The 25,934-nt window shown below is 64.2% G+C and carries 24 protein-coding genes; 10 read left to right on the top strand and 14 right to left on the bottom strand.

Annotated features, from left to right (window positions below; all coding sequences use genetic code 11):
- Positions 1-2: 2 nt before the first annotated feature.
- From BLT65_RS19830 to mpl, 14 genes are all read right to left on the bottom strand, one after another.
- Positions 3-920, bottom strand: coding sequence for an SMP-30/gluconolactonase/LRE family protein (locus BLT65_RS19830; RefSeq protein WP_091780105.1), 918 nt, complete (start codon positions 918-920; stop codon positions 3-5).
- Complete coding sequence (locus tag BLT65_RS19835) at positions 917-1,717, bottom strand: SDR family NAD(P)-dependent oxidoreductase (RefSeq protein WP_042308044.1); 801 nt, start codon at positions 1,715-1,717, stop codon at positions 917-919. The genes BLT65_RS19830 and BLT65_RS19835 overlap by 4 nt, the downstream gene beginning before the upstream one ends.
- A 50-nt stretch (positions 1,718-1,767) precedes the next feature.
- Positions 1,768-2,784 carry an L-arabinose ABC transporter permease AraH gene (gene araH / locus BLT65_RS19840; protein ID WP_007743609.1) on the bottom strand — a complete coding sequence of 339 codons (1,017 nt, stop codon included), beginning with the start codon at positions 2,782-2,784 and terminating at the stop codon, positions 1,768-1,770.
- A 105-nt stretch (positions 2,785-2,889) separates the two neighbouring features.
- Positions 2,890-4,404, bottom strand: coding sequence for an L-arabinose ABC transporter ATP-binding protein AraG (gene araG / locus BLT65_RS19845; protein WP_091780243.1), 1,515 nt, complete (start codon positions 4,402-4,404; stop codon positions 2,890-2,892).
- Between the two features lie 183 nt (positions 4,405-4,587).
- The gene (locus BLT65_RS19850) at positions 4,588-5,586 is read right to left on the bottom strand and encodes an arabinose ABC transporter substrate-binding protein (RefSeq protein ID WP_036002561.1); all 999 of its coding nucleotides are present in this window, start codon (positions 5,584-5,586) and stop codon (positions 4,588-4,590) included.
- A 173-nt stretch (positions 5,587-5,759) separates the two neighbouring features.
- On the bottom strand, positions 5,760-6,536 hold the full coding sequence (locus tag BLT65_RS19855) for an SDR family oxidoreductase (RefSeq protein ID WP_091780107.1): 777 nt from the start codon (positions 6,534-6,536) through the stop codon (positions 5,760-5,762).
- Positions 6,533-7,213: a 2-dehydro-3-deoxy-6-phosphogalactonate aldolase gene (locus BLT65_RS19860; RefSeq protein ID WP_042307962.1), complete on the bottom strand. Its 681-nt coding sequence runs from the start codon at positions 7,211-7,213 to the stop codon at positions 6,533-6,535. Before BLT65_RS19860 ends, BLT65_RS19855 begins: the two co-directional genes overlap by 4 nt.
- A gap of 65 nt (positions 7,214-7,278) precedes the next feature.
- Positions 7,279-8,337 (bottom strand): 2-dehydro-3-deoxygalactonokinase, encoded by a 1,059-nt coding sequence (locus BLT65_RS19865; protein ID WP_042307960.1) that lies wholly within the window; start codon positions 8,335-8,337, stop codon positions 7,279-7,281.
- The gene (locus BLT65_RS19870) at positions 8,334-9,287 is read right to left on the bottom strand and encodes an IclR family transcriptional regulator (protein ID WP_042307958.1); all 954 of its coding nucleotides are present in this window, start codon (positions 9,285-9,287) and stop codon (positions 8,334-8,336) included. The genes BLT65_RS19865 and BLT65_RS19870 overlap by 4 nt, the downstream gene beginning before the upstream one ends.
- A 389-nt stretch (positions 9,288-9,676) precedes the next feature.
- Positions 9,677-10,411 carry a monofunctional biosynthetic peptidoglycan transglycosylase gene (mtgA, locus tag BLT65_RS19875; RefSeq protein ID WP_091780110.1) on the bottom strand — a complete coding sequence of 245 codons (735 nt, stop codon included), beginning with the start codon at positions 10,409-10,411 and terminating at the stop codon, positions 9,677-9,679.
- 67 nt (positions 10,412-10,478) lie between these two features.
- Entirely contained in the window at positions 10,479-11,351 is an 873-nt protein-coding gene (gene aroE, locus BLT65_RS19880) for a shikimate dehydrogenase (protein WP_091780113.1), read from the bottom strand.
- The gene (locus BLT65_RS19885; RefSeq protein WP_042307953.1) at positions 11,348-13,429 is read right to left on the bottom strand and encodes a ribonuclease catalytic domain-containing protein; all 2,082 of its coding nucleotides are present in this window, start codon (positions 13,427-13,429) and stop codon (positions 11,348-11,350) included. The genes aroE and BLT65_RS19885 overlap by 4 nt, the downstream gene beginning before the upstream one ends.
- A 135-nt stretch (positions 13,430-13,564) precedes the next feature.
- Positions 13,565-14,173, bottom strand: coding sequence for a YqiA/YcfP family alpha/beta fold hydrolase (locus tag BLT65_RS19890; RefSeq protein WP_042307951.1), 609 nt, complete (start codon positions 14,171-14,173; stop codon positions 13,565-13,567).
- Entirely contained in the window at positions 14,170-15,591 is a 1,422-nt protein-coding gene (gene mpl / locus BLT65_RS19895; RefSeq protein WP_042307949.1) for a UDP-N-acetylmuramate:L-alanyl-gamma-D-glutamyl-meso-diaminopimelate ligase, read from the bottom strand. Before mpl ends, BLT65_RS19890 begins: the two co-directional genes overlap by 4 nt.
- A 225-nt stretch (positions 15,592-15,816) precedes the next feature.
- On the opposite strand from mpl, the gene BLT65_RS19900 reads away from it, so the two are divergent.
- From BLT65_RS19900 to BLT65_RS19945, 10 genes are all read left to right on the top strand, one after another.
- Positions 15,817-16,470 (top strand): UDP-N-acetylmuramate--alanine ligase, encoded by a 654-nt coding sequence (locus tag BLT65_RS19900; RefSeq protein WP_091780116.1) that lies wholly within the window; start codon positions 15,817-15,819, stop codon positions 16,468-16,470.
- A 24-nt stretch (positions 16,471-16,494) separates the two neighbouring features.
- On the top strand, positions 16,495-17,043 hold the full coding sequence (locus BLT65_RS19905) for a TlpA family protein disulfide reductase (protein WP_042307944.1): 549 nt from the start codon (positions 16,495-16,497) through the stop codon (positions 17,041-17,043).
- Between the two features lie 194 nt (positions 17,044-17,237).
- Entirely contained in the window at positions 17,238-17,702 is a 465-nt protein-coding gene (aroQ, locus tag BLT65_RS19910; RefSeq protein WP_042307942.1) for a type II 3-dehydroquinate dehydratase, read from the top strand.
- Between the two features lie 68 nt (positions 17,703-17,770).
- Complete coding sequence (gene accB, locus BLT65_RS19915) at positions 17,771-18,244, top strand: acetyl-CoA carboxylase biotin carboxyl carrier protein (protein ID WP_042307940.1); 474 nt, start codon at positions 17,771-17,773, stop codon at positions 18,242-18,244.
- Positions 18,245-18,367: 123 nt separating this feature from the next.
- A complete protein-coding gene (gene accC / locus BLT65_RS19920; protein ID WP_042307939.1) occupies positions 18,368-19,735 on the top strand; it encodes an acetyl-CoA carboxylase biotin carboxylase subunit in 1,368 nt (455 codons plus the stop codon).
- Between the two features lie 3 nt (positions 19,736-19,738).
- On the top strand, positions 19,739-20,641 hold the full coding sequence (gene prmA, locus BLT65_RS19925; RefSeq protein ID WP_091780118.1) for a 50S ribosomal protein L11 methyltransferase: 903 nt from the start codon (positions 19,739-19,741) through the stop codon (positions 20,639-20,641).
- Positions 20,642-20,700: 59 nt separating this feature from the next.
- Positions 20,701-22,593 (top strand): DUF3426 domain-containing protein, encoded by a 1,893-nt coding sequence (locus BLT65_RS19930; protein ID WP_091780121.1) that lies wholly within the window; start codon positions 20,701-20,703, stop codon positions 22,591-22,593.
- A gap of 93 nt (positions 22,594-22,686) precedes the next feature.
- Positions 22,687-23,187 (top strand): thiol peroxidase, encoded by a 501-nt coding sequence (tpx, locus tag BLT65_RS19935; protein ID WP_042307932.1) that lies wholly within the window; start codon positions 22,687-22,689, stop codon positions 23,185-23,187.
- A 109-nt stretch (positions 23,188-23,296) separates the two neighbouring features.
- The gene (locus BLT65_RS19940; RefSeq protein WP_091780124.1) at positions 23,297-24,241 is read left to right on the top strand and encodes a carbohydrate kinase family protein; all 945 of its coding nucleotides are present in this window, start codon (positions 23,297-23,299) and stop codon (positions 24,239-24,241) included.
- A gap of 88 nt (positions 24,242-24,329) precedes the next feature.
- A complete protein-coding gene (locus BLT65_RS19945; RefSeq protein WP_007743651.1) occupies positions 24,330-24,818 on the top strand; it encodes an outer membrane lipoprotein in 489 nt (162 codons plus the stop codon).
- Positions 24,819-25,934: the final 1,116 nt, after the last annotated feature.

The following is a 25,934-nucleotide window of genomic DNA, read 5'->3' on the forward strand; positions in this document are numbered from 1 at the left end:
CATTACGCACCACGCTTCGCCGCAGGCGATCCCTTGAACACCGGCTCCGGCAAACCGCGCCGGCCCTGCGTCGCGACATACACGCCGCCGGCGCGCGTATCGCCGGCCAGCGCCTGCGCATCGAGCCCGACGCGCGCGCTCGTCACATACAGCGTGCCGAGTTGCGCGCCGCCCAGCGCGACGCAACTGGGCTGCACGGTCGGCACGTCGACGCGCTCCGTCTCCACGCCGCTCGCGTCGTAGCGCACCACGCGCCGCCCGCCCCACTGCGCATTCCACAGGCCGCCTTCGCTATCGACCGTCGAACCGTCCGGCTCGCCCGTCTTGTCGGTCAGCTTCACGAACAGCCGCTCGTTCGCGACGCTGCCGTCCGCGCGGTAATCGCATGCGCGGATTTCGAGTGTCGGCGAATCGCAGAAGTACATCGTCGCGCCGTCGGGGCTGAACGCGATACTGTTCGAAATCGCCGGCGATGGCAATGCCAGACGTTCGAGCGACAGATCGTGATTCAGCCGGTAAAACCCGCCGATGGCCTGCACTGGCGACGCTTCGTCCTTCGTGCCGAACACGAAGCGTCCCTGGCGATCGCAGCGACCGTCGTTGACGCGCGTGTTCATGCCCGGCTCGACATCGACGATGGACTCGATCTCGGCCGTTGCAAGATCGAAGAAAGCCAGCCGCGACGCGAGGCCCAACAACATGTAATGCGGATCGGCGCACAACGCAAAAGTCGACAGCCGCTCGGGCATGCGCCAGAACGTGCTGCGGCCATCGCGCGGATCGTAACGCCAGAGCCGCGCGCCTTCAATATCCGTCCAGTAGAAAAGGCCGCTGCGCGCGTCCCACGTTGCGCCTTCGCCCAGCGTGCATTTCGAATCGACCAGCAATGCAGCCTGAACGTTGGTGATCGTGTCGCTCATGCCCAGCCTCCATCGACGATAATGTCTTGCGCGGTAATCATGCGGCTGTCGTCGGCGGCGAGAAACAGCGCCATCCGCGCCAGGTCTTCGGGCAACAACTCGGCGTCGATGCACTGGCCCTGCTTGATCGCGAGACGCCCGGCGTCGTCGAGCCACAGACGCTTCTGCTTGTCCGTCATCACCCAGCCCGGCACCAGCGCGTTCACGCGAATGCCGAAATGACCGAGATCGCGCGCCAGTCCCTTCGTGAGTCCCTGTACTGCCGACTTCGCCAGCGTGTACACAGGGTAGCCGCCGTTCTTCAGCATCCAGCTGATCGAGCCGAGATTGATGATCGAGCCGCTTTTCGCCGCCTTCATGTCCTCGGCGACGGCTTGCGCCGCGAAGAACTGGTGACGGATGTTGACGGCGATGCCTGCGTCGAACGATTCGGGCGTCACTTCTTCGATCTTGTGACGCTTGTCGTTCGCCGCGTTGTTCACCAGCACTTCGATCGGGCCGAGCGCGGCGCGCACGTCCGCGATCGCCTTCTTCAGCGCGTCGATATCGGTCAGATCGACTCGCAGAAACAGCGGCTTGTGACGCGAATCGCCGAGTTGATCGGCGAGCGCGTCGCCCGCCGTTTCGTCGATATCGAAGAACGCGACGCGCGCGCCCTGCGCAACGAAGTGCTCGACGAACGATGCGCCGATACCCGTCGCGCCACCCGTGATCAGCACCGTGCGGTCCACGAGGCTCGGATAGCGCGCGTAGACGCCCTGTTCTTCACGCGCGTTCGCGTTGGCGGGAGACGACATCGTTCGGTTTCCTTCTTCTGGCATCAGGCGTTAAGAGAAATCAGTCGCTATCAGTCACGCGAACCGCGATTCTTCAACTGGTCCAGCAGCACCGCGGCGAGCAGGATCGCGCCGCGCACGAGGTACTGATAGAACGCGTCGATGTTCATCAGGTTCATCACGTTTTCGACGGTGCCCATGATCAGCACGCCGATCACGACCCCCGAAATCGTCGCGCGGCCACCGAGCAGCGACACGCCGCCCAGCACGCACGCCGAAATCACGTTCAACTCGAAGCCTTCCGCAGCGTTCGGCTGACCCGACGTGATACGCGACGCGAGAATCACACCTGCCAGCGCCGTCACCGCGCCCTGAATCAGGAAGATGTAGACGCGAGTGCGCTCGACGTTGATACCCGCGAGACGCGACGCTTCCGGATTGCCGCCGATCGCGAGCGTATTACGGCCGTACACCGTCGAATTCAGCATCACGCCGAACACGATGAAGCAGACCAGCGTCACCCAGATGGGCAGCGACACGCCGAACATCGACAGGCTGCCGAGCGCGATGAACGTATCCGACGACACGCCCACGGCCTGACCGTGCGACACGATGAACCCGAGGCCGCGCACGATTTCCATCGTCGCGAGCGTCGTGATCAGCGCGTTGATGCGCAGATACGCGATCACCGCACCGTTGACGAAGCCGATCACCGAACCCGCCACGACGGCAGCGATGATCGCGATGAACGTGTTACCCGTCGCGTTGAGCACCATCGCGCACAACACACCGGCAAAGGCGACTGTCGAGCCGATGGAAAGGTCGAAGTCACGCGACGCGAGACAGAACATCATCGTGCACGCGACCATGCCGATCTGCGAAATCGACAGCGCGAGGCCGAGCATGTTCTCGATCGAGAAGAAGTGATCGACGGTCAGCGACATCGTGATGAACATCACGACGAAGATCACGATCAGGCTGTACTCCGTGATCTGCTGCCACCACTTCTGCTTGTCGTTGGCTTGCGGAATCAGCGCTTCAGCGGCGCTCTTGGCGGCCTGTTGCGCGAGGTTTTCTCTGGCTTGCATTTGGTTCACTCCTCCCGTTCCCCACGGGTTACAGGACTGTTGTAGATCCTGTCAGTTACAGATGTCTTGCGGTTTTCGTTTCATCCGGCCGGCGTGTCCAGGCGTTCAGGCCGCCTGCGCCGTCGTCGAACTCTTCGGCAGCGCGAGGTTCAGCACCGATTGCTCGGTGGCGGCGCTGCGCGGCAGTTCGCCCGAAATGCGCCCCTGGCGCATCACGAGAATCCGGTCGGACACGCCCAGCACTTCCGGCAGTTCCGACGAGATCATCACGATCGCGCAGCCACGCTGGGCCAGCTCGTAAATCACGTTGTAGATTTCATGCTTCGCGCCAACGTCGATACCGCGCGTCGGCTCGTCGAGAATCACGACGCGCAGATCCGGCTCGGCCAGCCAGCGCGACAGAATCGCCTTCTGCTGGTTGCCGCCCGACAGGAAGCGGATCTTCTGCCGACGGCTCGGCGTCTTGATCTTCAGCAGCTTGATGAAGCGGTCAGCCGTTTCGGCTTCCTTCTTGCGATCGAGAAACAACCCCGCCTTCAGATAATGACGGCGGCAGCTGATATTGATGTTCTCCGCTACTGAAGCAATCGCGACGATGCCTTCTTCCTTGCGGTCTTCCGGGCACAGCACGATGCCCTGGCGGATCGCTTCGCCGGCGCTCTTCACCTTGATCGGCTTGCCGTCAAGCACCAGTTCGCCGCCCTTCTTCGGATCGTCGCCGTAGATCAGGTGCATCAGTTCGCTGCGGCCCGCGCCCACGAGGCCAAAGAAGCCGACGATCTCGCCGCGCCGCACTTCGAAGCTCGCCGGCTCCGTCAGCGGACGGCCTTCGATGTTCTTCACCGAGAAGCGCACTTCGCCGAGTTCACGCGGCCGGTAGCCGTAGATGTCAGAGATTTCGCGGCCGACCATTTCGGCCACGATCGTGTCGCGGCTCACGCCTTCAAGCGTCGGATGTGACGCGACCTTGCGACCGTCGCGGAAAATCGTGCACGCGTCGCACAGCTGATAGATCTCGTCCATCCGGTGCGAGATGTAGATCAGCGCGCGGTTGTCGGCGCGCAGATTGCGCACCAGCTTGAACAGCACTTCCGTTTCGCGGTGCGACAGCGAGCTGGTCGGCTCGTCGAGCGCGATCACGCGAGCGTTGCGCATCAGCGCCTTGCAGATTTCGACCATCTGGCGTTGCGCGATCGACAGCTTGCGCAGCTTCGCGTTCGGATCGAGATCCACGCCCATCGCCGCGAGCTGCTCGCGCACGTAGCGCTTGGCATCGGCCTTCTTCACGAAGCCGACCGTGTTCGGCAAGCGGCCGAGCAGCAGGTTCTCCGATACCGTCAGGTCCGGCACGTACTGCAGTTCCTGGTGAATCACCGCGATGCCCGAAGCAATCGATGCGCCCGCACTTGCAAAACGCACTTCGTTGCCGTCGATCATCACGCGGCCGGAATCCGGCTGATATTCACCGCCGAGAATCTTCAGCAGGGTCGATTTCCCTGCGCCGTTTTCGCCCATCAGGCCATGCACCTGGCCGGCATGCACGTCGAAAGAGATGCCGTCGAGCGCACGCACGCCTGGAAACACCTTGCCGATATTGTCAAAACGCAGCGTCGCTGACACTTTGCCTCCTGTTACTTCGATTGAACCGTCGTGCATGCCGCAGCGCGTTTGCATGGCGCGGCGCTCACGATGGCTTGTCCCTCTGCTTCTTAACCGTTTCGTCTTGCTTGCGCCCCGCCGATCGCCGACGGGGCGCGCGGCGCGTGAGTGCCGCTCATGCGCACTCACACGCCTTCGTCCCGCTTACTTCGACGCGAGACCCATCTTTTCACGCACTTCGCCGACGTTGTCGCGCGTGGCCAGCATGCCCGTCGTCAGCGTGAGCTTCGGCGGTTCCTTGCCTTGCGTGATCCACGCGTACATCAGTTCCGACGTCTCTTCGCCGTGGCGCTTCGGGCTGATGATCACCGTGCCGAAGAAGCCCGTCGGGTTCGGCTTCTTGAACTCGTTCAACGCCGAGTCCGAGCCGCCAATACCGATGCCGATCATGTTGTCGGCCTTGAAGCCGCGGCCTTCCGCTGCACGCACGGCGCCGAGCACGGCTTCGTCGTTCAGGCCGTAGGCGACCCAGTGCTTGAAGTTCGGATTCTTCGTCAGCGCGATGTTCGCTGCGTTGAACGCGTTTTCCGTGTCGGTCTTCGATTGCGGCGCGGCGATGATGTTGGCCTTCGGGAAACCGGCGGCGATCAGCGCGTCGGTTGCGCCAGCCGTGCGGTCATGGGCCGTCGGCAGCTGTTCGTAGGTCACGTCGATCGCGCCGACGTCCTTCATGTCCCAGCCGCGCTTCTTGATTTCAGCCGCGATGCCTTCGCCAACCTGCTTGCCGATGTTGTATGCCGAGATGCCCATGTGCGGCACCGATTCAATCGGCTTGCCTGCGCCATCCACGAGGCGGTCGTCCACCGTCATCATTTTCAGGTTGTCAGCCTTCGCCTTCGCGACGATGCCCGGTCCGAGCTTCACGTCCGGCGTGCAGATCACGAAACCTTGTGCCTTTTGCGCAGCGAGGTTGTCGATTGCGCTCATGACCTTCTCGCCCGACGGCGCGCCGATCTTCACCAGCGTGAAGCCCTTTTCCTTGGCAGCGGCTTCGGCGAACTTCCACTCGTCCTGGAACCACGGCTCTTCCGGCTGCTTCACGAGGAAGCCGATCTTGACCGGGTCGGCGGCTTGCGCGACAGGTGCGTTGAAGAGCACCGCCGTCGCCGCTGCTGCCAGCGTGAGGAAAATTCTGCGTTTCATAATGCGTGTCTCCTGACTAATGAGTAACGAGAAGGTTATTGGCCGCGTCTTCTTGTACCGCCACCGACACACGCGGCCAGCGCGTCAGGCGGTTCACACCGTCGCCCCGTTTGCGGGGCGGCTTTGCTGCTTTTTCTGTTTCCTTCGCTACTGCTTTATTCTTCGATACCGCTTTAGTCGTGGTAGAGCGCCGAGCGCCCGCCATCGACCGTGATGCAACTCGCGTTGATGAAAGGCGCTTCATCCGACGCGAGAAAGACAGCTGTCATCGCCACTTCTTCCGGCTTGCCGATGCGCTTCATCGGCTGCAGATCGAGCGTCGCTTGCTTCGCAGCGGCGGGGTCGGTCTGACCGTCCCACCAGTCGCGCGTCAGCTGCGTTTCGATGTAACCCGGCGCGATCGCATTCACGCGCACGTTGCGCGGCGCGTATTCGATGCCGAGCGCGCGCGTCAGGCCGATCACGCCGTGCTTCGCGACCGGGTACGGGAAGCAGCCCGGAATGATCTTGAACGAGTGTGTCGACGCGATGTTCACGATGCTGCCCGCGCCGCGCTCGACCATCCCCGGCAGCACCGCGCGGCAGCCGTTCCACACACCGTCCAGATCGACGGCGAAACAGCGGCGCCAGTCGTCGTCGGTCATCGTGAGCGGATCGCAAAACACGTTGATGCCTGCGTTGTTCACCAGCACGTCGATCGGGCCGAAGGCGCTTTCGCCTTCGCTCACCGCGCGCTGTACGGAAGCCGATTGCGTGACGTCCGTCTGCACGGCGAGCGTCTTGCCGCCCGTTTGCGTAGCGATGTCGGCGGCCGTGTACTGCGCGGTTTCGATGTCGAGTTCCGCGAGCACGACTGAGGCGCCCTCGCGCGCGAACGCCGTCGCGATCGCCGCGCCGATGCCGCGTCCCGCACCCGTCACCAGCGCGACCTTGCCTTGCAGCCGTTTCATTTGTTCACGCCCGCGCGCGCGATGCGCAGGCCGTTGATGAACGCTTTCGCATGCGAAGCCGTCGTCGTCGCTGGCTGGCCGGGCTTGTACAGCGCCGAGCCGAGGCCGAATCCATTCGCGCCTGCGGAGAGGAACGGACCCATGTTGTCCGGCAAGACTCCGCCGACGGGAAGCAGCGGCACGTCCTTGTGAATCACCGCGCGCCACGCCTTCACGACCTGGCAGCCGAGCTGTTCGGCGGGGAACATCTTCAGCACGTCCGCGCCGTTCTTCAGCGCGATAAAGGCTTCCGTCGGCGTTGCGACGCCCGGCGCGCAGGCCATCGCGAGCGACTTCGCCGTCGTCACGACTTCGGGGTCGCTGTGCGGCATCACGATCAGTTCGCCACCCGCCGCCTTCACGTCATGCACGAGTTCGCCGCGCAGCACCGTGCCCGCGCCGATGATGGCATCGGCGGGCAGTGCCTGGCGGATCGCCGCGATGCTGTCGAACGGGTTCGGCGAATTGAGCGGCACTTCGATGATGCGAAAGCCCGCTTCGTAGAGCGCGCGGCCGTGATCGGCGGCATCGGCGGGCGTGATGCCGCGCAGAATCGCGACCAGCGGGCACGCTTCGAACGCAGCCATCAGGCCGGCGTGCGGCTGGTACGGTGCGGGCAGATTCAGATCGAGTGACATGTCGGTTCCTTGGGTTCGTTGCGCGCCGGCGCGGGTCTTGTTCAGGTCGCGTTCCGGTCCGCGCTTCAGGTGGCCTGCGCGGCGCCCGACGCTTCGCTGACAAGCCCCGCTTGCGCCGCGATGCGCCACAAACCGCGCTCGGTCGCCTGCTTTACGAGGTCCGCCTGATGGCAGCCGAATTGCGCAAGCGCGAGCCGGTAGCGTTCGCACAGCGCCTCGTTGCCGATCAGTTGCAGCGCGCTGCCGGCGAGCGTCGATTGCTGTTGCGCGAGCGCCGCTTCGAGGCCGCTCAGTTCGTGGCCGATCAACAGGCCGGACAGATAATCGGGTTGCTGCTCACGCGCAAGCTGGCCCGTCAGGCCCAGCGTGCGAGTGCTGAAAATCGTTGCAAGTACGCCAGCCTTGCCCTTGTCGCGCGCGACTCGCACGCCGCGCAGGAAGGCTTCCGTGTCGGGCTGGTCGGGCGTGAGCATCGTGCGGCCGAGAATCGTGTGCTCGGAGAGCGCCGCGAAGACTTCACCCGTCATGAACGTGTCGAAGCGCTCGATCTGCGCGTCGCGCACCATCACCCATTTCGCGTGCGTGCCCGGCAGGCCGATCAGCAGGCCCTTGCCCGCCGCCGACGGTTCCGCGCAGGCCAGCGCGCCGAAAATCTGCGTCTCCTCGCCGCGCATCACGTTCGGCAGTTCGCCGTTCTGCAGCACGCCGGGGACGATATTCAGCGTCACGCCGCGCGCGGTCTGCACGCGCACGATGCCGTCGACGAGCGCATCGGCGCTCGCGGGCGCATTCACATACGGCGCTTCCTTCCAGCCTTGCGCGCTGCCGACCATGCCAGCCGCGATCACAGGCAGTTCGGGCGCGCGGTCCAGCCACGCGCCGACGACGGCATCGAACGCCGCGTCGAAACCGCCTTCCGCCGCCGGGCGCGGCAGATTCATGATGCCCGCCGTCGACGCGCGCGTTTCCAGCACTGCGCCGTTCGCGTCGAACAGATAGGCGCGCAGCGACGTCGTGCCCCAGTCGAGCGCGATCAGTGCGGCCGATGCGGCATGACCCGCCGCTGCTGCCGTCTGCGCCGGCTGGGCTTGTTCCGTGGACAGGGTCGAGCCCGTCTGAGTCATCGTTTGATCCTGCGGGTAGTCGGTTGCGGAACACGCCAGCCCAGTTCTTCCGAAATCGCGCGCGCCTCACGCTGCACGACGGGAATCAGCTCGTCCATGCGCTCGAGCGACATGTACGGAATCGTGCTTGCGACCGACAGCGCTGCGACGATCGAACCCGACGCGTCGCGCACGGGCGCGGCCACGCAGCGAATCGACGCTTCGTTCTCTTCGAGATCGAACGTGAAGCCGCCTGCCGAGTAGTTCGTCATGCGCTGCATGAAGGTCTGCTGGTCAGGCCGGTTGTCGGGCTTGAAGCTGACGCCCGCCAGCGCGCGGCGCGACGCGTCGAACAGCGACTGCCACTGGTCGGGACCGAGGTCGAGCATCATCGCCTTGCCGATACCCGTCGATGCAAGCGGCATCCGGTGGCCGACGCGCGAGCGCATTTCGAGGCCACGCGTGCCAGGAATCTTGTCGATGTACAGCACGTCGTCGCCGTCGCGCACGCCGAGGTGGATCGTGTCGTGCGTCAGTTCGGCAAGCGACGCCAGATGCGGACGCGCGACGGTCGTGAGCGGCATCTGCTCGAGCGCGATCGTGCCGAGTTCGATCAGCTTCGGGCCGAGCAGGTAGCCGCCCTGCACCTGGCGCAGATAGCGCGCCTGCACGAGGCTGCTGACAAGACGGTGCGTGGTGCTGCGCGTCGTGCCGAGCGCGGCGCCGAAGGTGCGCAGATCGCGCACGCCCGCGGCGGCGGCTTCGAGAATCGCGAGGCCGCGCAGCAGCGTTTGCGTGCCGGCTTGCTGCGGCGTGATGTCGAGCAGCGTGCTCGGCAGGCCGATCGTGTCGGCGGGCGGCGTCGGCACGACGGCGCCGTTGGCGGGACGCGTGGCGGGCTTGCGCGGCGCTTCGACTTCAGGCGCCTCGGGCGCTTCGGACTCGACGTGAGAGGTCATCGCTTTGTTCATGGCGACTGGCAACAGACAAAAGGTGAGTTACCGCGAAATGCCGGCGTGACGGCGCGCGTCGGGCGTGGTTCGAAGCTGCGCGTGATTCGCGCGGCTTGGCGCGAGCGGGTTGTGCAGCAAGGTGCTGGAAGGCATGGCGTGGTGTCTCCGATTTTCGTCCCGCTGCGTGCGCCGCGCGGTTTTGCGCTGGCGACGAGGCGGTGTTTCTGGCCGGTGTCGGCTTGTTGAACCGGATTGTAGGGCGCTTTTTTGAGATTCACCAACATATGAGCGTGACGTCCATATTTTGGGAATTGCGTGGAATCGGATGATGCGTGCGCGTGCAGAAAGCAAAACGGCGGGTCCCGTTATGGGACCCGCCGTTTCTGTGGCCATTGGGTGTGCGGAACTCAGTCCGGCAGTTCCGCCGCGCCCATCCGGCGCGCGATCACCCGCGCGCGTTGCGTGAGATAGCTGGAAGTACGATGCTCGTCGAAGTATTTCGGCCTCGGCAGCATGACTGCGAGCCGGGCCGACTGCCCGGCCGTCAGCTTCGCCGCCGACGTCTTGAAGTAATAGCGCGCCGCCGCTTCCGCACCGTAGACGCCATTACCCCATTCGACCGAATTCAGATAGATCTCGAAGATGCGCTCTTTGTCCATCAGCGTCTCGAGCATCCAGGTGATGATCAGTTCCTGGCCCTTGCGGATATAGCTCTTTTCACGCGACAAGAACAGATTGCGCGCGAGCTGCTGGGTGATCGTGGAGCCACCCGCGACGATCTTGCCGCGCGCCTTGTTCTTCTCCCATGCCTGGAGAATCGCGTCCGTCTCGTAGCCGTTGTTATTGGCGAAGTTCGCATCTTCCGAAGCGATGATCGCGCGCTTCAGATTGCGTGAGATCTGATCGTAGGAAACCCACGTGTGCTGGATCGACAGATCGGGACGGTCTTGGGAAAGACGCCAGGCATCGGAGCGCATGAAGGCCGTCGATTGCGGATTCACTGAGTTCCACACGGCGATCTGCGCGAAATAGAACAGCTGTGTGGCGACCCACGCGACGACGAAGACCGCGCCGGCATACATCACCCAGCGTGCGGGACTCGCGCCGGCCCGCTGCCCCTTCGCGCGCCTCGTCTTCGTCATTGTCGTCGCCATGTCGTGGAATCTGGAGGCGCGTCGCTTGCGATGAGTTGCTCGGCCGCTCAGCCGCTCACGCGCTTTGCGGCGCGCGCAGCATCTCGCGCAGCGCGGCGAGCACGGGCGCGCCGTCGGGACGCACGCCGCGCCACACGAAGAACGATTCCGCCGCCTGCTCGACCAGCATGCCGAGGCCGTCGGCCGCGCGCGCGCCGAGCTGGCTGGCGTGCTGCATGAAGACGGTCGGCTGCGCGCCGTACATCATGTCGTACGCGAGCGTACACGCGCCGAACGCGCCGTCGTCGCACTCGGGCAGCGACGCGTCGAGGCTGCTTGCCGTCGCGTTGACGATCACGTCATAGGCGCCCGTTTCAATCGTCTGCGCGCTGCCGCCCGTCAGACGGCATGCGGCGTCACTGGCCGCGCTGGAGAATTGTGCAACCAGCGCCTCGGCCTTCGATGCCGTGCGGTTCACGATGGTGAGCGATTGCGGCTTGCGTTCGAGCATCGGCAGCACGACGCCGCGCGCCGCACCGCCCGCGCCGAGCAGCAGCACGCGCGCATTCTTCAACGACACGCCCAGGTTCACTTCGATGTCGCGCACGAGGCCGAAGCCATCCGTGTTGTCGCCGTAGACGCCGCCGTCTTTCTCGAAGCGCAGCGTATTCACCGCGCCCGCCGCCGCCGCACGCGGCGACAGCGTGGTCGCGAACGCGTGCGCGTCGAGCTTGAACGGCACCGTGACGTTCATGCCGCGCCCGCCTTCGGCGATGAAGGCGCGCACGTGCGACTCAAACTGATCGACGGGCGCGAGCAGGCGGCCATATTCGACGGGTTCGCCCGTCTGTTCGGCGAAGCGCGCGTGGATGAGCGGCGATTTGCTGTGCGCAATCGGATTGCCGATTACCGCGTAGCGGTCGCGCTGAGTCGTCGTGTCGGTCGTCATTGGCCCTGCTCCGTCGCGTGTTGCGTTGAATCGTTCGAGTCGGCGGGCTGGTCGCCCTCAGCGGCAGCCGTATCGGCTTCGGCTTGCGCTTCGGCTTCGCTTTCGGCGGATTCGTCGGCGGCGTCGATGAGTTCTTCTTCGGCCTCTTCCTCTTCTTCCGCGCCGCTCGTCACGGTCGGCGCGTCGAGCACGTGCAACGGCCGCACCGATGCCTCGACCGTCAGTTCATCCACCGACATCACTTCGAGCATCAGCCGCGTGCCGCGCGCATGCACGCCCAGACCCGGCACGTGCAGCAGCAGCGGCACGTCTTCGAGACGCACGAGATCGCCCTTCACGACGGAAGCGACCACCTGTTTCTTGCCTTCCTGCGTGAGCCAGCGCAGACACCAGAAATACTCCATGCGACGCTGGTGATCGGCGTACGCGGTGTAGGTGTCGTCGAAGCCTTGCACGACGGCGAACAGGTCGGCGTCCTTCGGCTTGAATGGCGCCGCGAGCTTCGCCGTCACGCCGTGCTGCACGCACGCGATCAGTTGCCACTGGTTGACGAGGTCGACGTAGCGGCGCAGCGGCGAGGTGCTCCACGCGTACTGCGACACGCCGAGGCCTTCGTGCGGCGCGGCCGTCGTCTGCATGCGGGTGCGCTTCGGTCCCGTCGGCGCGCCGAACGCGCGCTGCGAGCGATAGATGCCGGGCACGCCGTGATCGTGCAGGAACGCGCCCCACGTCGAGTTCGCGAGAATGGCGAGTTCGGCGACGATCGTATCGAGCGGCGAACCGCGGCGGCGCGGCGTGATGCTCACGTGCTCGCCTTCGACGTAGAAGTTGAAGTCCGTATTGCGCTGCACTTCGCGCTTGAGGCCGAAACCGGCGCGCGCCAGCTGGCGCTTCTCGAACAGCGCCTGCGCGAACGGCCACAGCACTGCGATGTCTTCTTTATGCGGATAGTCGCCCGTGCCATTGGCGAGCGCCTCTTCCGTGACGAGTTCGTCGAGCGTGTTGTGGCGCAGATTGTTCTTCACGTAGACGAGTTCGGCGCGCGTTTCGCTAACGACGATTTCCTGCGTCTCGCGGTTCACGATGCTGTACAGCGACAGCGCCGGGCGCAAACCGCCTTCGGCCAGCGTGAATTTTTCCACGACGGAATCGGGCAGCATCGTGATCTTGTCGCCCGGCATGTAGACGGTGGACAAGCGGCCGCGCGCGATCGCATCGACGGCATCGCCGCGTTCGATGCCCAGCGCCGGCGCCGCGATGTGAATGCCGATCCGCACACGCCCGTCGGACAGATGCTCGACGGAGAACGCATCGTCGATTTCCGTCGTGGTCACGTCGTCGATCGAGAACGCTTCGATTTCGGCTTGCGGCAGATCTTCCGGCAGCGCACCGATCGTCACGGCGGGGAAACCCGTGCCGTGCGGGAAGAATTCCGACAGGAAGCGCGCTTCGTGCAGCGCGCGCGCCGACGGAATGCCGCCGCACTCAAGCATCAGACGCGCCATCGAAATGCCGCGCGCCGCCGCTGCCGCTTCGAGCGCCTTGTATTCGATCGCGTTCTTGTCGGGCTTTGTCAACAGGCCGAGCGCCTTGCTCTGGAATCCGTCCGGCAGACGGCCCGCCTTCAGTTCCTCTTCGTAGCCCTGCTGCACGAGCGCCTGCTGACGCTTGCGCTCCAGCGACGCGAGCGCCATCTTCAGCTGCTCTTCCGGCGCGCGCTGATATTGGCCGCGCCCCTTGCGGCGGAAATAGATGGGCGAACCGTGCATGCGCAAAATCAGCGCGGCGCGCTCGACGGGCCCGAACGACTCGCCAAAGTATTCGGCGCCGAGCGTGGCAAACGGGAATTCGTCTTCAGGCGCGCATTCCCACAGGAAGTCCAGATCGATGTCCTGTGCGGCGGCATCGGCCTGTTCCATCAGTTCGCCCGCCGACGGCTTCTCGAACTCCATCAGCACGTCTTTCGCGCGAACTTTCGCGCGGCGCCCGCCCGGCAGCTCGACCTGAAACGCGTCGCCTTGACGCGACATCACGTTGCCGGCCTTGAAACTACCCGATTCCTCGAAGAAAACGTTCACTCAATACTCTCGTTCTGGCTTGCGTCGGCCGGCGCGCAGTGCGGTTGCTTCGCGCGTCGGCGTCGTGTTCGGTGTGGTGTTCCGCAACGCGCGTGCCTTGTGCTTCATCGTGGGCGGCGTGTGCGGATCATCGGATCATGCCGCCTCGCGTGGTGCGGGCGGCTCAGTGTCGGCTCCGGCGGCGTCGCAAAACGCGAGCACGTCGTCGACATAGTCGGGAAACTCGCTGATCGCGTGGTCGCTGCCTTCGATCAGTCTGGTCTGCACGCCGGGATAGTGCGCGAGCATTTCGCGGTAATCGAGCACTTCGTCGCCGGTGGCAGCAAACAGATAATAGCGTTCGGGGCGGGTGATGCGCGCGACGCCTAACGCACGCAACTCATCAAGATGACGCGGCTCGACGACGATGCTGCCGCCGCCATGCCACAGCGGCTGCTCGCCGAGATAGTGGCTGAGATCGCGCTCCGGCACGACCGCGGGATTCAGCAGCACGGCGCGCCAGCCGTGCTTCTCGGCGAGATGCGTCGCGAAATAGCCGCCGAGCGAACTGCCGATCACCGTCACCTGCTCCGGATTCGCCGCCGCGACCCGTTCTTCGACGAGCGCCACGGTCTCCAGCGGCGACACGGGCAGCATCGGACAGCACCATTCGACGCTGCGACCAAGCGCCGCAAGACGCTCGGCCATCACGCGCGCCTTGAACGAATTGGGTGACGAGCGGAAGCCGTGCAGATAGAGAATCACGCGACGCCCCGCGCCTGCGCCGTCGGACGCGCCGACAGCGCGTCGAGCAGTTTCTGGTGTACGCCGCCAAAGCCGCCGTTGCTCATCACGAGCACCTGATCGCCCGGCCGCGCGGCCGCGACGACGGATTTGACGAGCGTGTCGATGTCGTTGAAGGCTTGCGCCTTGTCGCCCATCGGCGCGAGCGCTTCGGCCAGGTTCCAGCCGAGCGCGTCCTTGCCCGTGTGCGCGCCGTAGCCGAATACGAGATCGGCGTCGACGAGGCTGGCGGGCAATTGCGCCTTCATCACGCCGAGCTTCATCGTGTTCGAGCGCGGTTCGAGCACGGCGAGAATGCGCGCGCGTTTGCCGTTTTCATCGCGGCCGATGCGCGTGCGCAAACCGGCGACCGTCGTCTGGATGGCTGTCGGGTGATGCGCGAAATCGTCGTAGACAGTCACGCCGTCGACGCTGCCGCGTACTTCCATCCGCCGCTTCACGTTGCGGAAGGTCGACAGCGACTTCGCGGCCTGCGCGGGCGGCACGCCGATGTGGCGCGCGGCGGCGATCGCGGCGATCGCGTTCATGCGGTTGTGCTCGCCCTGCACCTGCCAGTCGACGACGCCGACGCGCTCACCGTTGTGATAGACGGCAAACCGCTCGTCGATGGCGATGCCGTCTTCAGCGGGCAGCGCCTGCCAGCCGCCGTCGACGCCGAAGCGTTCCACTTCGCTCCAGCAGCCGCGCGTCAGCACGCGGTCCAGCGCAGCTTCGCGGCCGTTCGACACGACGCGGCCAATGCCCGGCACCGTGCGCACGAGGTGGTGAAATTGCGTTTCGATCGCGGCGAGATCAGCGAAGATGTCCGCGTGATCGAATTCGAGATTGTTCAGGACCGCGGTGCGCGGCCGGTAGTGGACGAACTTCGAGCGCTTGTCGAAGAACGCCGTGTCGTATTCATCGGCTTCGATCACGAAGAAGCTCGAATCTGTCAGCCGCGCCGAAACGCCGAAATTCAACGGCACGCCGCCGATCAGAAAGCCCGGGTTCATGCCCGCGTCTTCGAGCAGCCACGTCAGCATCGAGCTCGTCGTGGTCTTGCCGTGCGTGCCGGCTACGGCCAGCACCCATTTGCCATTCAGCACGTGCTCGCCGAGCCACTGCGGGCCGGACGTGTACGGCAGGCCGCGATTGAGGATTTCTTCCATCAGCGGATTGCCGCGCGTCACGACATTGCCGACCACAAAGAGGTCCGGCTTCAGGTCGAGCTGCTCGACACCCCAACCTTCGATCAGCTTGATCCCCTGCGCTTCCAGTTGCGTGCTCATCGGCGGATAGACGCCGGCGTCGCAGCCCGTCACCGTGTGACCGGCGTTGCGCGCGAGAACCGCGAGACCACCCATGAACGTGCCGCAGATGCCGAGGATGTGAATGTGCATAAAGCTGTCGCGCCGCAAGGCGTGTTTTGCGTGGAAAGATGACATGCGCCAGGGGCCGGAAAGCCCTCGCGCGAAGGACGACTATTGTAACCGACAGGCCCGCCTGATCTTGATCGGGCGTGCTTTTCCGGGCGACGCCGCGCGGCCGCCGGAAAGCCGCTCAAGGCCCGCCGACGCGACGGCGGCGTAAAAAGACCGTCAGGCTTTCTCTAGTATGATTGGCGAATGGTTCGCAAATCACATTTCGATCCGCAGCGCGTGCGCGAGGAAATCGCCATCGCGGCTGCGCGGATGATCGCCGAGGACGGGCTCGACTACTCGACTGCGAAGCGCAAGGCTGCGCGGCAGGTGGTCGGGGAAACGCGCGTCGCCGGCGAATGGCTGCCGGATAACGACCAGATCGAGGAAGAAATCCGCGAATATCAGTCGCTGTTCCAGGGCGACAGCCAGTCGGCCGTGTTGCGCCGGCTGCGCGAAGTCGCGCTGGACTGGATGCAGCGGCTCGCGCCGTTCAATCCGTATCTGACCGGCGCGGTGCTGGGCGGGACGGCGGGTGAGCATTCCGATGTTCATCTGCAAGCCTTCTGCGACGACCCGAAGGAAGTTGCCATTTATCTGTTGAACGCGAACATTCAGTACGACGTTTCCGAAACGCGGCACTTTGCGGGTCGCGGCTACGTCGAAACATTGAGCTTTCTTTGGCGTCCGGTGAATGAAGGGCGCGACGCCGAGCCCGTGGGTATTCACCTCGCGCTCTACGGTACCGACGATCTGCGCGGCGCAGTCCGCGCTGACGCGCGCGGACGATCCGCGCGCGCCGACGTCCGCGCGGTTCAGGCGCTGATCGACGAAAGCGACGCCGCGCGTTCCACGAACTGAACCCTTAACAGACACACTCTCTATATGAAGCGGATTCTGGCAATCGCGGCGGTGGCTGTCGTCGCGACAGCGGGCGGCGCGGTGGCGGGCCACTGGCTGCTCGGCAACAACGACCTCGCTGGTGTCGCAAACGCGGCACCCGCCGACAGCAACAACGCCGTCAATCAACTGTGGGCGGCGAAAGTGACCAATGCCGACGGCGCGCCGCAGTCGCTCGCCGGTTTCAAGGGACACCCGGTCGTGATCAACTTCTGGGCGTCGTGGTGCGGGCCCTGCGTCGAGGAAATGCCGTCGCTATCGGCGCTGCACAAGGAATACTCGAAAAAGGGCATCGAGTTCGTCGGGCTGGGCGTCGATTCCGACAAGAACATCAAGGCTTTCCTGCAAAAAGTGCCCGTCAACTACCCGATCTATGTCGCCGGGTTCGGCGGCGCGGACCTTGCGCGCGCCTTCGGCAACAACGCGGGTGGTTTGCCTTACACGGTCGTAATTGACGCAAAAGGCGTCGTACGGTCGACAAAACTCGGCCAGATCAAGCCGGACGAGCTGAAACGCACGCTCGACGCGCTCTGATTCCGACAACTTTTTGACATTTAGTTGAGAACTTTTTGCCTCAGATTGGGCGATATTCACAATAAGATGTCAGAAGTTCGGCGAGTTGCTGCGATCCCGGTAAGGCCACGAGACGTGCCGCGCGTTTGAGAAACTAGACAAATTTCTCTAATCAGCGCTAAAGTGCGCCCAATTCCACGGAAAACGAACCGACCATGACGCGACTGCTGGTTCTGCACGGCCCCAACCTCAACCTTCTCGGCACCCGGGAACCCGAGGTCTATGGCCGCGTCACGCTCCCGCAGATCGATCAGGCGCTGGCCGACCGCGCAGCGGATGCCGGCGTCGAACTGGCCACCTTCCAGAGCAATCACGAAGGCGCGCTGGTCGATCGCATTCAGGCCGCTCGGACCGAGAAGACCGATTTCATCGTGATCAATCCCGCTGCGTACACGCATACCAGCGTGGCGATCCGGGACGCACTAGCGGGCGTCGGCATCCCGTTCGTCGAGATTCATCTGTCGAACGTGCATCGTCGAGAACCGTTCAGGCATCACTCGTATTTCTCCGACCAGGCAGAGGGCGTCATTTGCGGCCTCGGCTGGAAGGGCTATCTGTACGCACTCGAATATGTGCTCGACCGGTTGGCCGCTGGGACGGCCGGATCGTCGCGCAACTGACAACCCAAAACACGAATTCGGCGCTGGCGGCAAACCGCCGGCGCTTCACGCATTGAAGGGGAAAGCCCATGGATCTACGTAAACTGAAGACTCTGATCGACCTCGTCTCCGAGTCCGGCATCTCCGAACTCGAAGTGACCGAGGGCGAAGGCAAGGTGCGCATCGTCAAGAACGCGCCGCCGGTTTACGTCCAGCAGCCTGGCAACTACGCGCCGCAATACGCCGCGCCCGGCATGGCGCCCGCTGCTCACGGCGGTGAAGCACCCGCCGTCGGCGCGCCGGCGACGCCCGCAGCGGTGGCGCCGCAAGGCCACGTCGTGACGTCGCCGATGGTCGGCACGTTCTACCGCGCACCGTCGCCGGGCGCCGATCCGTTCGTGCAGGTCGGCGATACGGTCAAGGAAGGCCAGACCATCTGCATCATCGAAGCGATGAAGCTGCTGAACGAGATCGAATCGGATGCGGCCGGCGTCATCAAGGAAATCCTCGTCGAGAACGGCCAGGCAGTCGAATACGGTCAGCCGCTCTTCGTGATCGGCTGACGCGGCGCGCTGTAGCCATTCGCCATCCGCGCGCCCGCCTTCTTCGGGCGCGCCACCGATCCTCTGAGGCAGCCGCCCGTCCGAACTGGCCCGCGGCGCCCATTGATGAGTCGAATATCCGCTATGTTTGAAAAAATCCTCATTGCCAATCGTGGTGAAATCGCGCTCCGTATCCAGCGCGCGTGCCGCGAACTCGGCGTCAAGACGGTCGTCGTCTATTCCGAAGCCGACAAGGAAGCCAAGTACGTGAAGCTCGCCGACGAGGCGGTCTGCATCGGACCGGCGCCGTCGAACCTCTCGTACCTGAACATGCCCGCGCTGATCAGCGCGGCGGAAGTCACGGACGCCGAAGCGATTCACCCCGGCTACGGCTTCCTGTCGGAAAACGCCGACTTTGCAGAACGCGTCGAGCAATCGGGCTTCGTGTTCATCGGCCCACGCCCCGACACGATCCGCATGATGGGCGACAAGGTCACCGCGAAGCAGACCATGATCAAGACGGGCGTGCCCTGCGTGCCTGGTTCCGAAGGCGCGTTGCCGGAAGATCCGAAAGAGATCGTGAAAATTGCACGCGCGGTCGGCTATCCGGTGATCATCAAGGCGGCAGGCGGCGGCGGTGGCCGCGGCATGCGCGTCGTTCACACGGAAGCCGCGCTCGTGAATGCCGTCAACATGACGCGCGAAGAAGCCGGCCGCGCGTTCGGCAATCCGCAGGTCTACATGGAGAAATACCTGGAGAACCCGCGGCACATCGAAATCCAGATCCTCGCCGACTCGTTCAAGAACGCGCTGTGGCTCGGCGAACGCGACTGCTCGATGCAGCGCCGTCACCAGAAGGTGATCGAAGAGGCGCCGGCGCCGGGCATCGCGCGCCGTCTGATCGAGCGCATCGGCGACCGCTGCGCGGACGCGTGCAAGAAGATGGGCTATCTCGGCGCAGGCACGTTCGAGTTCCTGTACGAAAACGGCGAGTTCTACTTCATCGAAATGAACACGCGCGTGCAGGTCGAGCATCCCGTCACCGAACTGATCACGGGCATCGACATCGTTCAGGAACAGATCCGCATCGCGGCGGGCGAAAAGCTCGCCATGCGCCAGCGCGACATCCAGTTCCGCGGACATGCGATCGAATGCCGTATCAACGCGGAAGATCCGTTCAAGTTCACGCCGTCGCCGGGTCGTCTTACGTCGTGGCATATGCCGGGCGGCCCCGGTATTCGCGTCGATTCGCATGCGTACAACGGCTATTTCGTGCCGCCGAACTATGATTCGATGATCGGCAAGCTGATCGCTTACGGCGCGACGCGCGAACAGGCGATCAAGCGGATGCGCATCGCGCTGTCGGAAATGGTGGTCGAAGGCATTCAGACCAACATTCCGCTGCATCGCGAGCTGATGCTCGACGCGAAGTTCGTCGAGGGCGGCACGAGCATCCATTACCTCGAAAACCGGCTGGCGGCAAAGCTGCAAGCCGCACCGGAAGAAGCGTAAGCAATGAGCTACCGGGAACTGGTCGTCGAACTCGCGCGCGAGCACGCGGAAGCGTTGTCGGATGCGTTGCTCGAACTGGGCGCGCTGTCGGTGTCCGTCGAAGACGCGGATGCCGACACGCCCGACGAGCAGCCGCTGTTCGGCGAGCCCGGTCTCACGCCGGACCGCACCGCATGGACGCATTCGCGCGTGATCGCGTTGCTGGCGCCGGAACATGAACCGGCCGTGCTGCTTGCGGCCGCTGCGAATGAACTCGGCCTCGCCGATGCGCCGGCGTTCAGCGTGCGCGAAGTCGAGGAACAGGACTGGGTGCGCCTCACGCAATCCCAGTTTGATCCGATTCCGATTGGCGAGCGCATCTGGGTCGTGCCGTCGTGGCACGCCGCGCCAGATCCTGATGCGCTCGTGCTCGAACTCGATCCGGGCCTCGCGTTCGGCACGGGCAGCCATCCGACCACGCGTCTGTGCATGGAGTGGCTCGAGCAAAACGTGAAGCAGGATCAATCGGTGCTCGACTACGGTTGTGGTTCGGGCATCCTTGCGATACTCGCGAAGAAGTGTGGCGCGAACCCCGTGGTCGGCATCGACATCGATCCGCAAGCGGTCGAGTCCGCGCGCCACAATAGCGAGCGCAATCGCGCCGAAGTCACGTATGGTCTGCCCGATGATTGCCCCGCGGGTGAGTTCGATATCGTTGTCGCGAATATCCTGTCGAACCCGCTGAAGCTGATGGCGTCGATGCTGTCGTCGAGGGTGAAGCCGGGTGGACGCATTGCGCTGTCGGGCATTCTCGCGCGACAGGCGGATGAAGTAGCACGTGTCTATCAGCAGTGGATCGACATTGCAGTGTGGCGCGAACACGAAGGCTGGGTATGCCTTGCGGGTACGCGACGCGAAAGCAATTAGAATAACGCATATTTGTTTGCTTCCGGCCCCTTAAGGGCTAACCGGTCTTTCGGCTCGATATGCTTCTAGCGACACGCTGTCCCTTCTGCGAAACCGTTTTCAGGCTCCAGCCGGAGCAGCTCACGCTGCGCCGCGGACTCGTGCGTTGTGGCCACTGCAAAGAAGTGTTCGACGCATCGAGCAGCCTGTTCGACGTGAGCGGCGGCGTGAGCGTCGACAAGGCGAAGCACGTCACGATCGACGACGTGACGGCGCATACGCTCGAAACGCTCGCGAACGGCGGCATCGCGCCGGCGCCGGAAACGAAGCCTGCTGTCGATGTACCGCGCGCGCCTTTCGCGACGCCCGTTGTGACGCACACGGAAGAAGCGGTCACGCCGCAGCCGGCAGAAGCGTTCGATGCGCGCGTGGCTGAGCCGCATATCGGCAGTGGCAATGCCCACGCGGAATTGGCTTCCGAGGAAAAACCCGCCGAACAACACGCTGAGCACGCCGCTGAGCACGCCGCTGCGCAAGTCGCGCAGCCGGACGTCGCTGTCGAGGCTCGACACGAAGCGGCCGTCCAGGCTTCGCCCGTAGCGGCGGCGTCCGCCGAAGTCGAAGCCGACACGGCGCGTGTCGAACCGTCATTCCCTGCCGGCGAAACTCAACCCGCGTCATCGGCGGATAAGCCCGACTTCCGCGCCGAGGCATGGAACCCGTGGGCGCCCGCACCCGACGCATCGATCGACCGGCGCATCCGCCACAACGCGTCGACGATCCCGTTCAACCCGGTCACGATTCCGCGTTCCGCGCAGCCGCCGCTGACGCTCGAACTCACCGAATCGCAACCGATGCACCTCGATAAGGCGATCGCGCGTGAACCGGTCGCACCCGAGCCGCACAGCGAAGCGCCTGTCGAAGCGAAACCGGAAGCGCCCGCCGCCGCGCAAGCTGCGGCAAACGTCGAGCCCGCTGTCGAAGCGCAAGCGGAGCCGACGTTCGAACAACCAGCGGAGCCGCAAGCGCACCAGAAAGCGGAACCGACCTTCGGCGCAACGCCCGCACACGAAGCCGAGCCTGCAATCCACGCGCCGCCGCACGCGTGGCGCGAACCCGAGTCTCTCCGCGAGCCGGCGGAGGCACGCCACGATCAGGCCGCGAACGAAACGAAGCGCGAACCGGAAGCGCCGCAGCACGAATCGTTCGACGACGCGTTGCGCGAATCGCGTCGGGACGAGCACGCCAAGCCCGTGTTCGAGGACGAGGACGGCACCGTCGTCCCGTCCGCCGAGCACGCTGGACTTGCCGGACATGCGGCACAAAACCGCGAGCACGAACCCTTCTTCGGCGCGCCGTCGGCCGAACCGGATCTTGAGCCGCGCTTCGGCGCGGCCGCGCGCGATCCCTATAACGCCCCTTTCGCCGCCACACCCGACAGCGACAGCGACACATTCGCCGTCACGCGCGAACCGCGCCAGCCCGAGTCGAGCCGCTTCGTGTGGCAGGTTCTGGGCGGCGTCGCGGCAGGCCTGCTTGGCTGCCTGCTGCTCGTGCAGCTCGCCTGGTGGCAGCGCGAAACGGTGATGGTCGCGTGGCCCGATGCGCAGTCGCTGTTCGTGAAGGCCTGCGCGCATCTCGGCTGCAAGGTCGAGCCGCCACGCGATATCGACGGTTTGCTGGTCGAGCCGTCGGATCTGCGGCAGGTCGATGGTCCGCACAGGCTCGAACTGAAGATGCCGCTGCGCAACCGCTTCGATCTCGCGCTCGCGTATCCTGCCGTCGAACTGACGCTGCTCGACGAGAACAACAACATCGCCGTGCGGCGTGTGCTGTGGCCGCAAGACTATGTGAAACCCGGTACGCCGATCGCGGCGGGCCTACCCGCCCGCACGACGCAGACGATGATCGTGCGCCTCGACACCGGCGATGCCGTCGCCTCGAATTTCCGCGTGCAGATCTTCTATCCGTAACTGACAGCTCTGCGGCGCGCGCAGGTTTTCCGCGCGCCCGGCACGAACCGGGCGCGCATCCCGTCAATCCCTGACGAATCTTCGGAGCACAACATGAGTCAAGTCACGCTGGGTGGCAACCCGATCGAAGTCGCTGGCAAGTTCCCGTCCGTGGGCCAGGCAGCGCCTGCCTTCTCGCTGGTCGGCAAGGATCTCAAGCCGCTGACGCTCGCCGACTTTGCGGGCAAGCGCAAGGTGCTGAACATCGTCCCGAGCCTCGACACGCCGACCTGCGCAACCTCCACGCGCAAGTTCAACGAAGCCGCCGCGAAGCTGAGCAACACAGCTGTGATCGTCGTGTCGGGCGACCTGCCGTTCGCGGCTTCGCGCTTCTGCACGACGGAAGGCATCGAAAACGTCGTGACGGCATCGACCTTCCGCGGCCATGAGTTCGCGCAGGCGTACGGCGTCGACGTGACGAGCGGTCCGCTGACCGGCCTGACGGCACGCGCCGTGGTCGTCGTCGACGAAAACGACAAGGTCGTGCATGCCGAACTCGTCAGCGAAATCAAGAACGAGCCGAACTACGACGCAGCGCTCGCCGCGCTGAAGTAAGCTTTATATTTGCGTCGACACAGCGCCGCGCCCGTTTCACTCCGGGCGCGGCGCTGTCACATCGTCGCACCCTTTTTCCATCCGAACGACACTTATAGGAACGCTCGCCTTGGCTACGCTGATTTGCGGCTCGCTCGCCTACGACAACATCATGACCTTCGAAGGGCGCTTTCGGGAGCACATCCTGCCGGAGCAGGTCCACATCCTGAACGTCAGCTTCCTCGTGCCGACGATGCGCCGCGAGTTTGGCGGCTGCGCGGGCAATATCGCCTACTCGCTGCATCTGCTCGGCGGCGATGCGCATATCATGGCGACGCTCGGCGCCGTCGATGCGCAGGTGTACATCGACCGTCTCGACGCGCTCGGCCTGTCGAAAACGCACGTGCGCGTGCTGCCCGACACGTACTCGGCGCAGGCGATGATTACGACCGATCTCGAGAACAATCAGATCACGGCATTCCACCCGGGCGCGATGATGCAGTCGCATCTGAACCGCGCGGACCAGCCTGGCGTAACGCTCGGCATCGTCGCGCCGGATGGCTTCGACGGCATGATCCAGCACTCCGAACAGTTCGCGGCGGCGGGCACGCCGTTCATTTTCGATCCGGGCCAAGGGCTGCCCCTCTTCGACGGCGCGTCGCTGCGCCGCATGATTGAACTTGCCACCTACGTCGCAGTCAATGATTACGAAGCTGCGCTGGTGAGCAACAAGACGGGCTGGTCGATCGAAGAGATCGCGAGCCACGTCGATGCGCTGATCGTGACGCGCGGCGAGCACGGGGCGCAGATTCACCACGCAGGCGGCATCGAAGAGATTCAGGCCGTCAAGGCAAAGCAGGTGCTGGACCCCACGGGTTGCGGCGATGCGTTCCGGGGTGGTCTGCTGTACGGCATCGAGAAGGGTCTGGGCTGGGCGACCACCGGCCGTCTCGCGAGCCTGATGGGCGCGCTCAAGATCGAACATCAAGGGCCGCAGAATTATGCGCCGTCGCGCGCGGAGATCAACGAACGGTTCAAGCAGGCATTCGGTTACGAACTGCCGCAGGGCGCCTGATGTAGTCGGGTAAAGCCTGCTGCGCATACGCCGCGCTTGACCGGTCGGGTTTGAGGGGCTCGAAACGAGCCCGTTTGGAGTCAAGGGAATGAAAACAACGAGTCGTACGTTGAGTCGCCTGGTACTGGGCGCGGTGATCGCGAGTTCGCTCGCCATGACGGGCTGTGCGTACAACAGCAGTTCCGCTGATGTCTATACGTCGTCGCAAGCGCAGCGCGAAGAGACGGTGCGCATGGGCGTTGTCGACAGCGTGCGCGCGGTCAAGATCAGTTCGAACAATGGCCAGCCTAGCGGCATTGGGGCGATTGGTGGCGGTGCGCTCGGCGCGGTGGCGGGCAGCGCGATCGGTGGCGGGCGCGGGTCGATACTGACGGGTATTGTTGGCGGCCTGGCGGGCGCTGTCGCGGGTAATACGATCGAGAACAGCACGGCGATGCGAGATGGCGTCGAGATTACCGTGCGGCTCGATAATGGCGATATGCGCGCCATTACGCAAAGCGCGACGGGTGAGATTTTTCGCGCAGGCGAGCGGGTTCGACTGTTGTCGAGTGGTGGTGTGACTCGCGTTACGCATTGAGCTTTTCTGTTTTCCCTGCCGGCGGCGTGGAAGCGCCGTGACGGCAACCTCACACGCATGTGCTCCCCTGTGCATGCGTTTTTTTTTGCCTTCTGGGGCGGCGGGCCCCCTCCCTGGTTGCGCTTGATTTGTCTGTTGATCGGGGTTTGTGGTTTGCGCGTTTCTGCGAGGCGGTGGTTTTGGTTTTTTTGCCTTTGCGGTGGCAACCGCGTTTTGCTCTTGCTGTGGCATCCGGGTTTTGCGTTTGTGCTGGCATCCGCGGTATGCCTTCGTGCTTCATGTGTTGCCACTGTGCGTTTGCCGATTCGCTGGCATCCGCGTCATGCCTTCGTGCTTCCATGTGTCACCGCTGTGCGTTTGCCGATTCGCTGGCATCCGCGTTTTGCCTTCGTGCTTCAAGCGTCGCCCCTGTGCGGGGCGGCACCTACTTTTCTTTGCCGCCGCAAAGAAAAGTAGGCAAAAGAAAGCGGCTAACACCGCCAGTTCTTGTGTTTGCCTGAGGGCCCCCAACCGGTCCCACACTTCACGCGGCGACATTTCTGTTCGCGTGCGTTGCCAACGCACTGAATGACCGCCTCACCCACTTCAAATACCCGCACAACGGCTGGCGGCAGCGAATGGTTGCTGCCGCCCAGGTGGCAAACTGTGTGTAGGTTGTCGCACCGCACAGGTTAGCGCTCTTACCAGAAACACCAATCTTGCGATTCAGTCCGGAGTGGTGCGCATACGGCGCGAAAGCCTACACACAGTTTGCCACCTGGGCGGCAGAGCACTATCTGACATGGCGTGCTGCGACGCGGGTACATGAAGTGGGTGAGGCGTAAAGAGAGAGCGTTGGCAACATACGCGAACCAGCGCGTTACCGTGTGAAGCGCGCGGCCGTTGGGGGCCCGCAGGCAGGAACTAGCACTGGCGGTGTTAGCCGCTTTCTTTTGCCTACTTTTCTTTGCGGCGGCAAAGAAAAGTAGGTGCCGCCCCGCACAGGGGCGACGCTTGAAGCAAGCTAACGAATTGCGGATGCCAGCGCAAACACAAACAAACCACACTGCCTGCGCAGCAAAACGCAAAACCAAAAAGCAAAAAATCCCGCCACCAGTCACCCGGCGACGGGATCAA

Source organism: Paraburkholderia steynii (assembly GCF_900100565.1).
GTDB classification, from domain to species: Bacteria; Pseudomonadota; Gammaproteobacteria; order Burkholderiales; family Burkholderiaceae; genus Paraburkholderia; species Paraburkholderia terrae.

Coding starts and splice junctions, on each gene's coding strand:
- BLT65_RS19830 (WP_091780105.1), bottom strand. CDS start 920: ATGAGCGACACGATCACCAACGTTCAGGCTGCATTGCTGGTCGATTCG.
- BLT65_RS19835 (WP_042308044.1), bottom strand. CDS start 1,717: ATGTCGTCTCCCGCCAACGCGAACGCGCGTGAAGAACAGGGCGTCTAC.
- araH (WP_007743609.1), bottom strand. CDS start 2,784: ATGCAAGCCAGAGAAAACCTCGCGCAACAGGCCGCCAAGAGCGCCGCT.
- BLT65_RS19850 (WP_036002561.1), bottom strand. CDS start 5,586: ATGAAACGCAGAATTTTCCTCACGCTGGCAGCAGCGGCGACGGCGGTG.
- BLT65_RS19855 (WP_091780107.1), bottom strand. CDS start 6,536: ATGAAACGGCTGCAAGGCAAGGTCGCGCTGGTGACGGGTGCGGGACGC.
- BLT65_RS19860 (WP_042307962.1), bottom strand. CDS start 7,213: ATGTCACTCGATCTGAATCTGCCCGCACCGTACCAGCCGCACGCCGGC.
- BLT65_RS19865 (WP_042307960.1), bottom strand. CDS start 8,337: ATGACTCAGACGGGCTCGACCCTGTCCACGGAACAAGCCCAGCCGGCG.
- BLT65_RS19870 (WP_042307958.1), bottom strand. CDS start 9,287: ATGAACAAAGCGATGACCTCTCACGTCGAGTCCGAAGCGCCCGAGGCG.
- mtgA (WP_091780110.1), bottom strand. CDS start 10,411: ATGACGAAGACGAGGCGCGCGAAGGGGCAGCGGGCCGGCGCGAGTCCC.
- aroE (WP_091780113.1), bottom strand. CDS start 11,351: ATGACGACCGACACGACGACTCAGCGCGACCGCTACGCGGTAATCGGC.
- mpl (WP_042307949.1), bottom strand. CDS start 15,591: ATGCACATTCACATCCTCGGCATCTGCGGCACGTTCATGGGTGGTCTC.
- BLT65_RS19900 (WP_091780116.1), top strand. CDS start 15,817: ATGGTTCGCAAATCACATTTCGATCCGCAGCGCGTGCGCGAGGAAATC.
- BLT65_RS19905 (WP_042307944.1), top strand. CDS start 16,495: ATGAAGCGGATTCTGGCAATCGCGGCGGTGGCTGTCGTCGCGACAGCG.
- aroQ (WP_042307942.1), top strand. CDS start 17,238: ATGACGCGACTGCTGGTTCTGCACGGCCCCAACCTCAACCTTCTCGGC.
- accB (WP_042307940.1), top strand. CDS start 17,771: ATGGATCTACGTAAACTGAAGACTCTGATCGACCTCGTCTCCGAGTCC.
- accC (WP_042307939.1), top strand. CDS start 18,368: ATGTTTGAAAAAATCCTCATTGCCAATCGTGGTGAAATCGCGCTCCGT.
- prmA (WP_091780118.1), top strand. CDS start 19,739: ATGAGCTACCGGGAACTGGTCGTCGAACTCGCGCGCGAGCACGCGGAA.
- BLT65_RS19930 (WP_091780121.1), top strand. CDS start 20,701: ATGCTTCTAGCGACACGCTGTCCCTTCTGCGAAACCGTTTTCAGGCTC.
- tpx (WP_042307932.1), top strand. CDS start 22,687: ATGAGTCAAGTCACGCTGGGTGGCAACCCGATCGAAGTCGCTGGCAAG.
- BLT65_RS19945 (WP_007743651.1), top strand. CDS start 24,330: ATGAAAACAACGAGTCGTACGTTGAGTCGCCTGGTACTGGGCGCGGTG.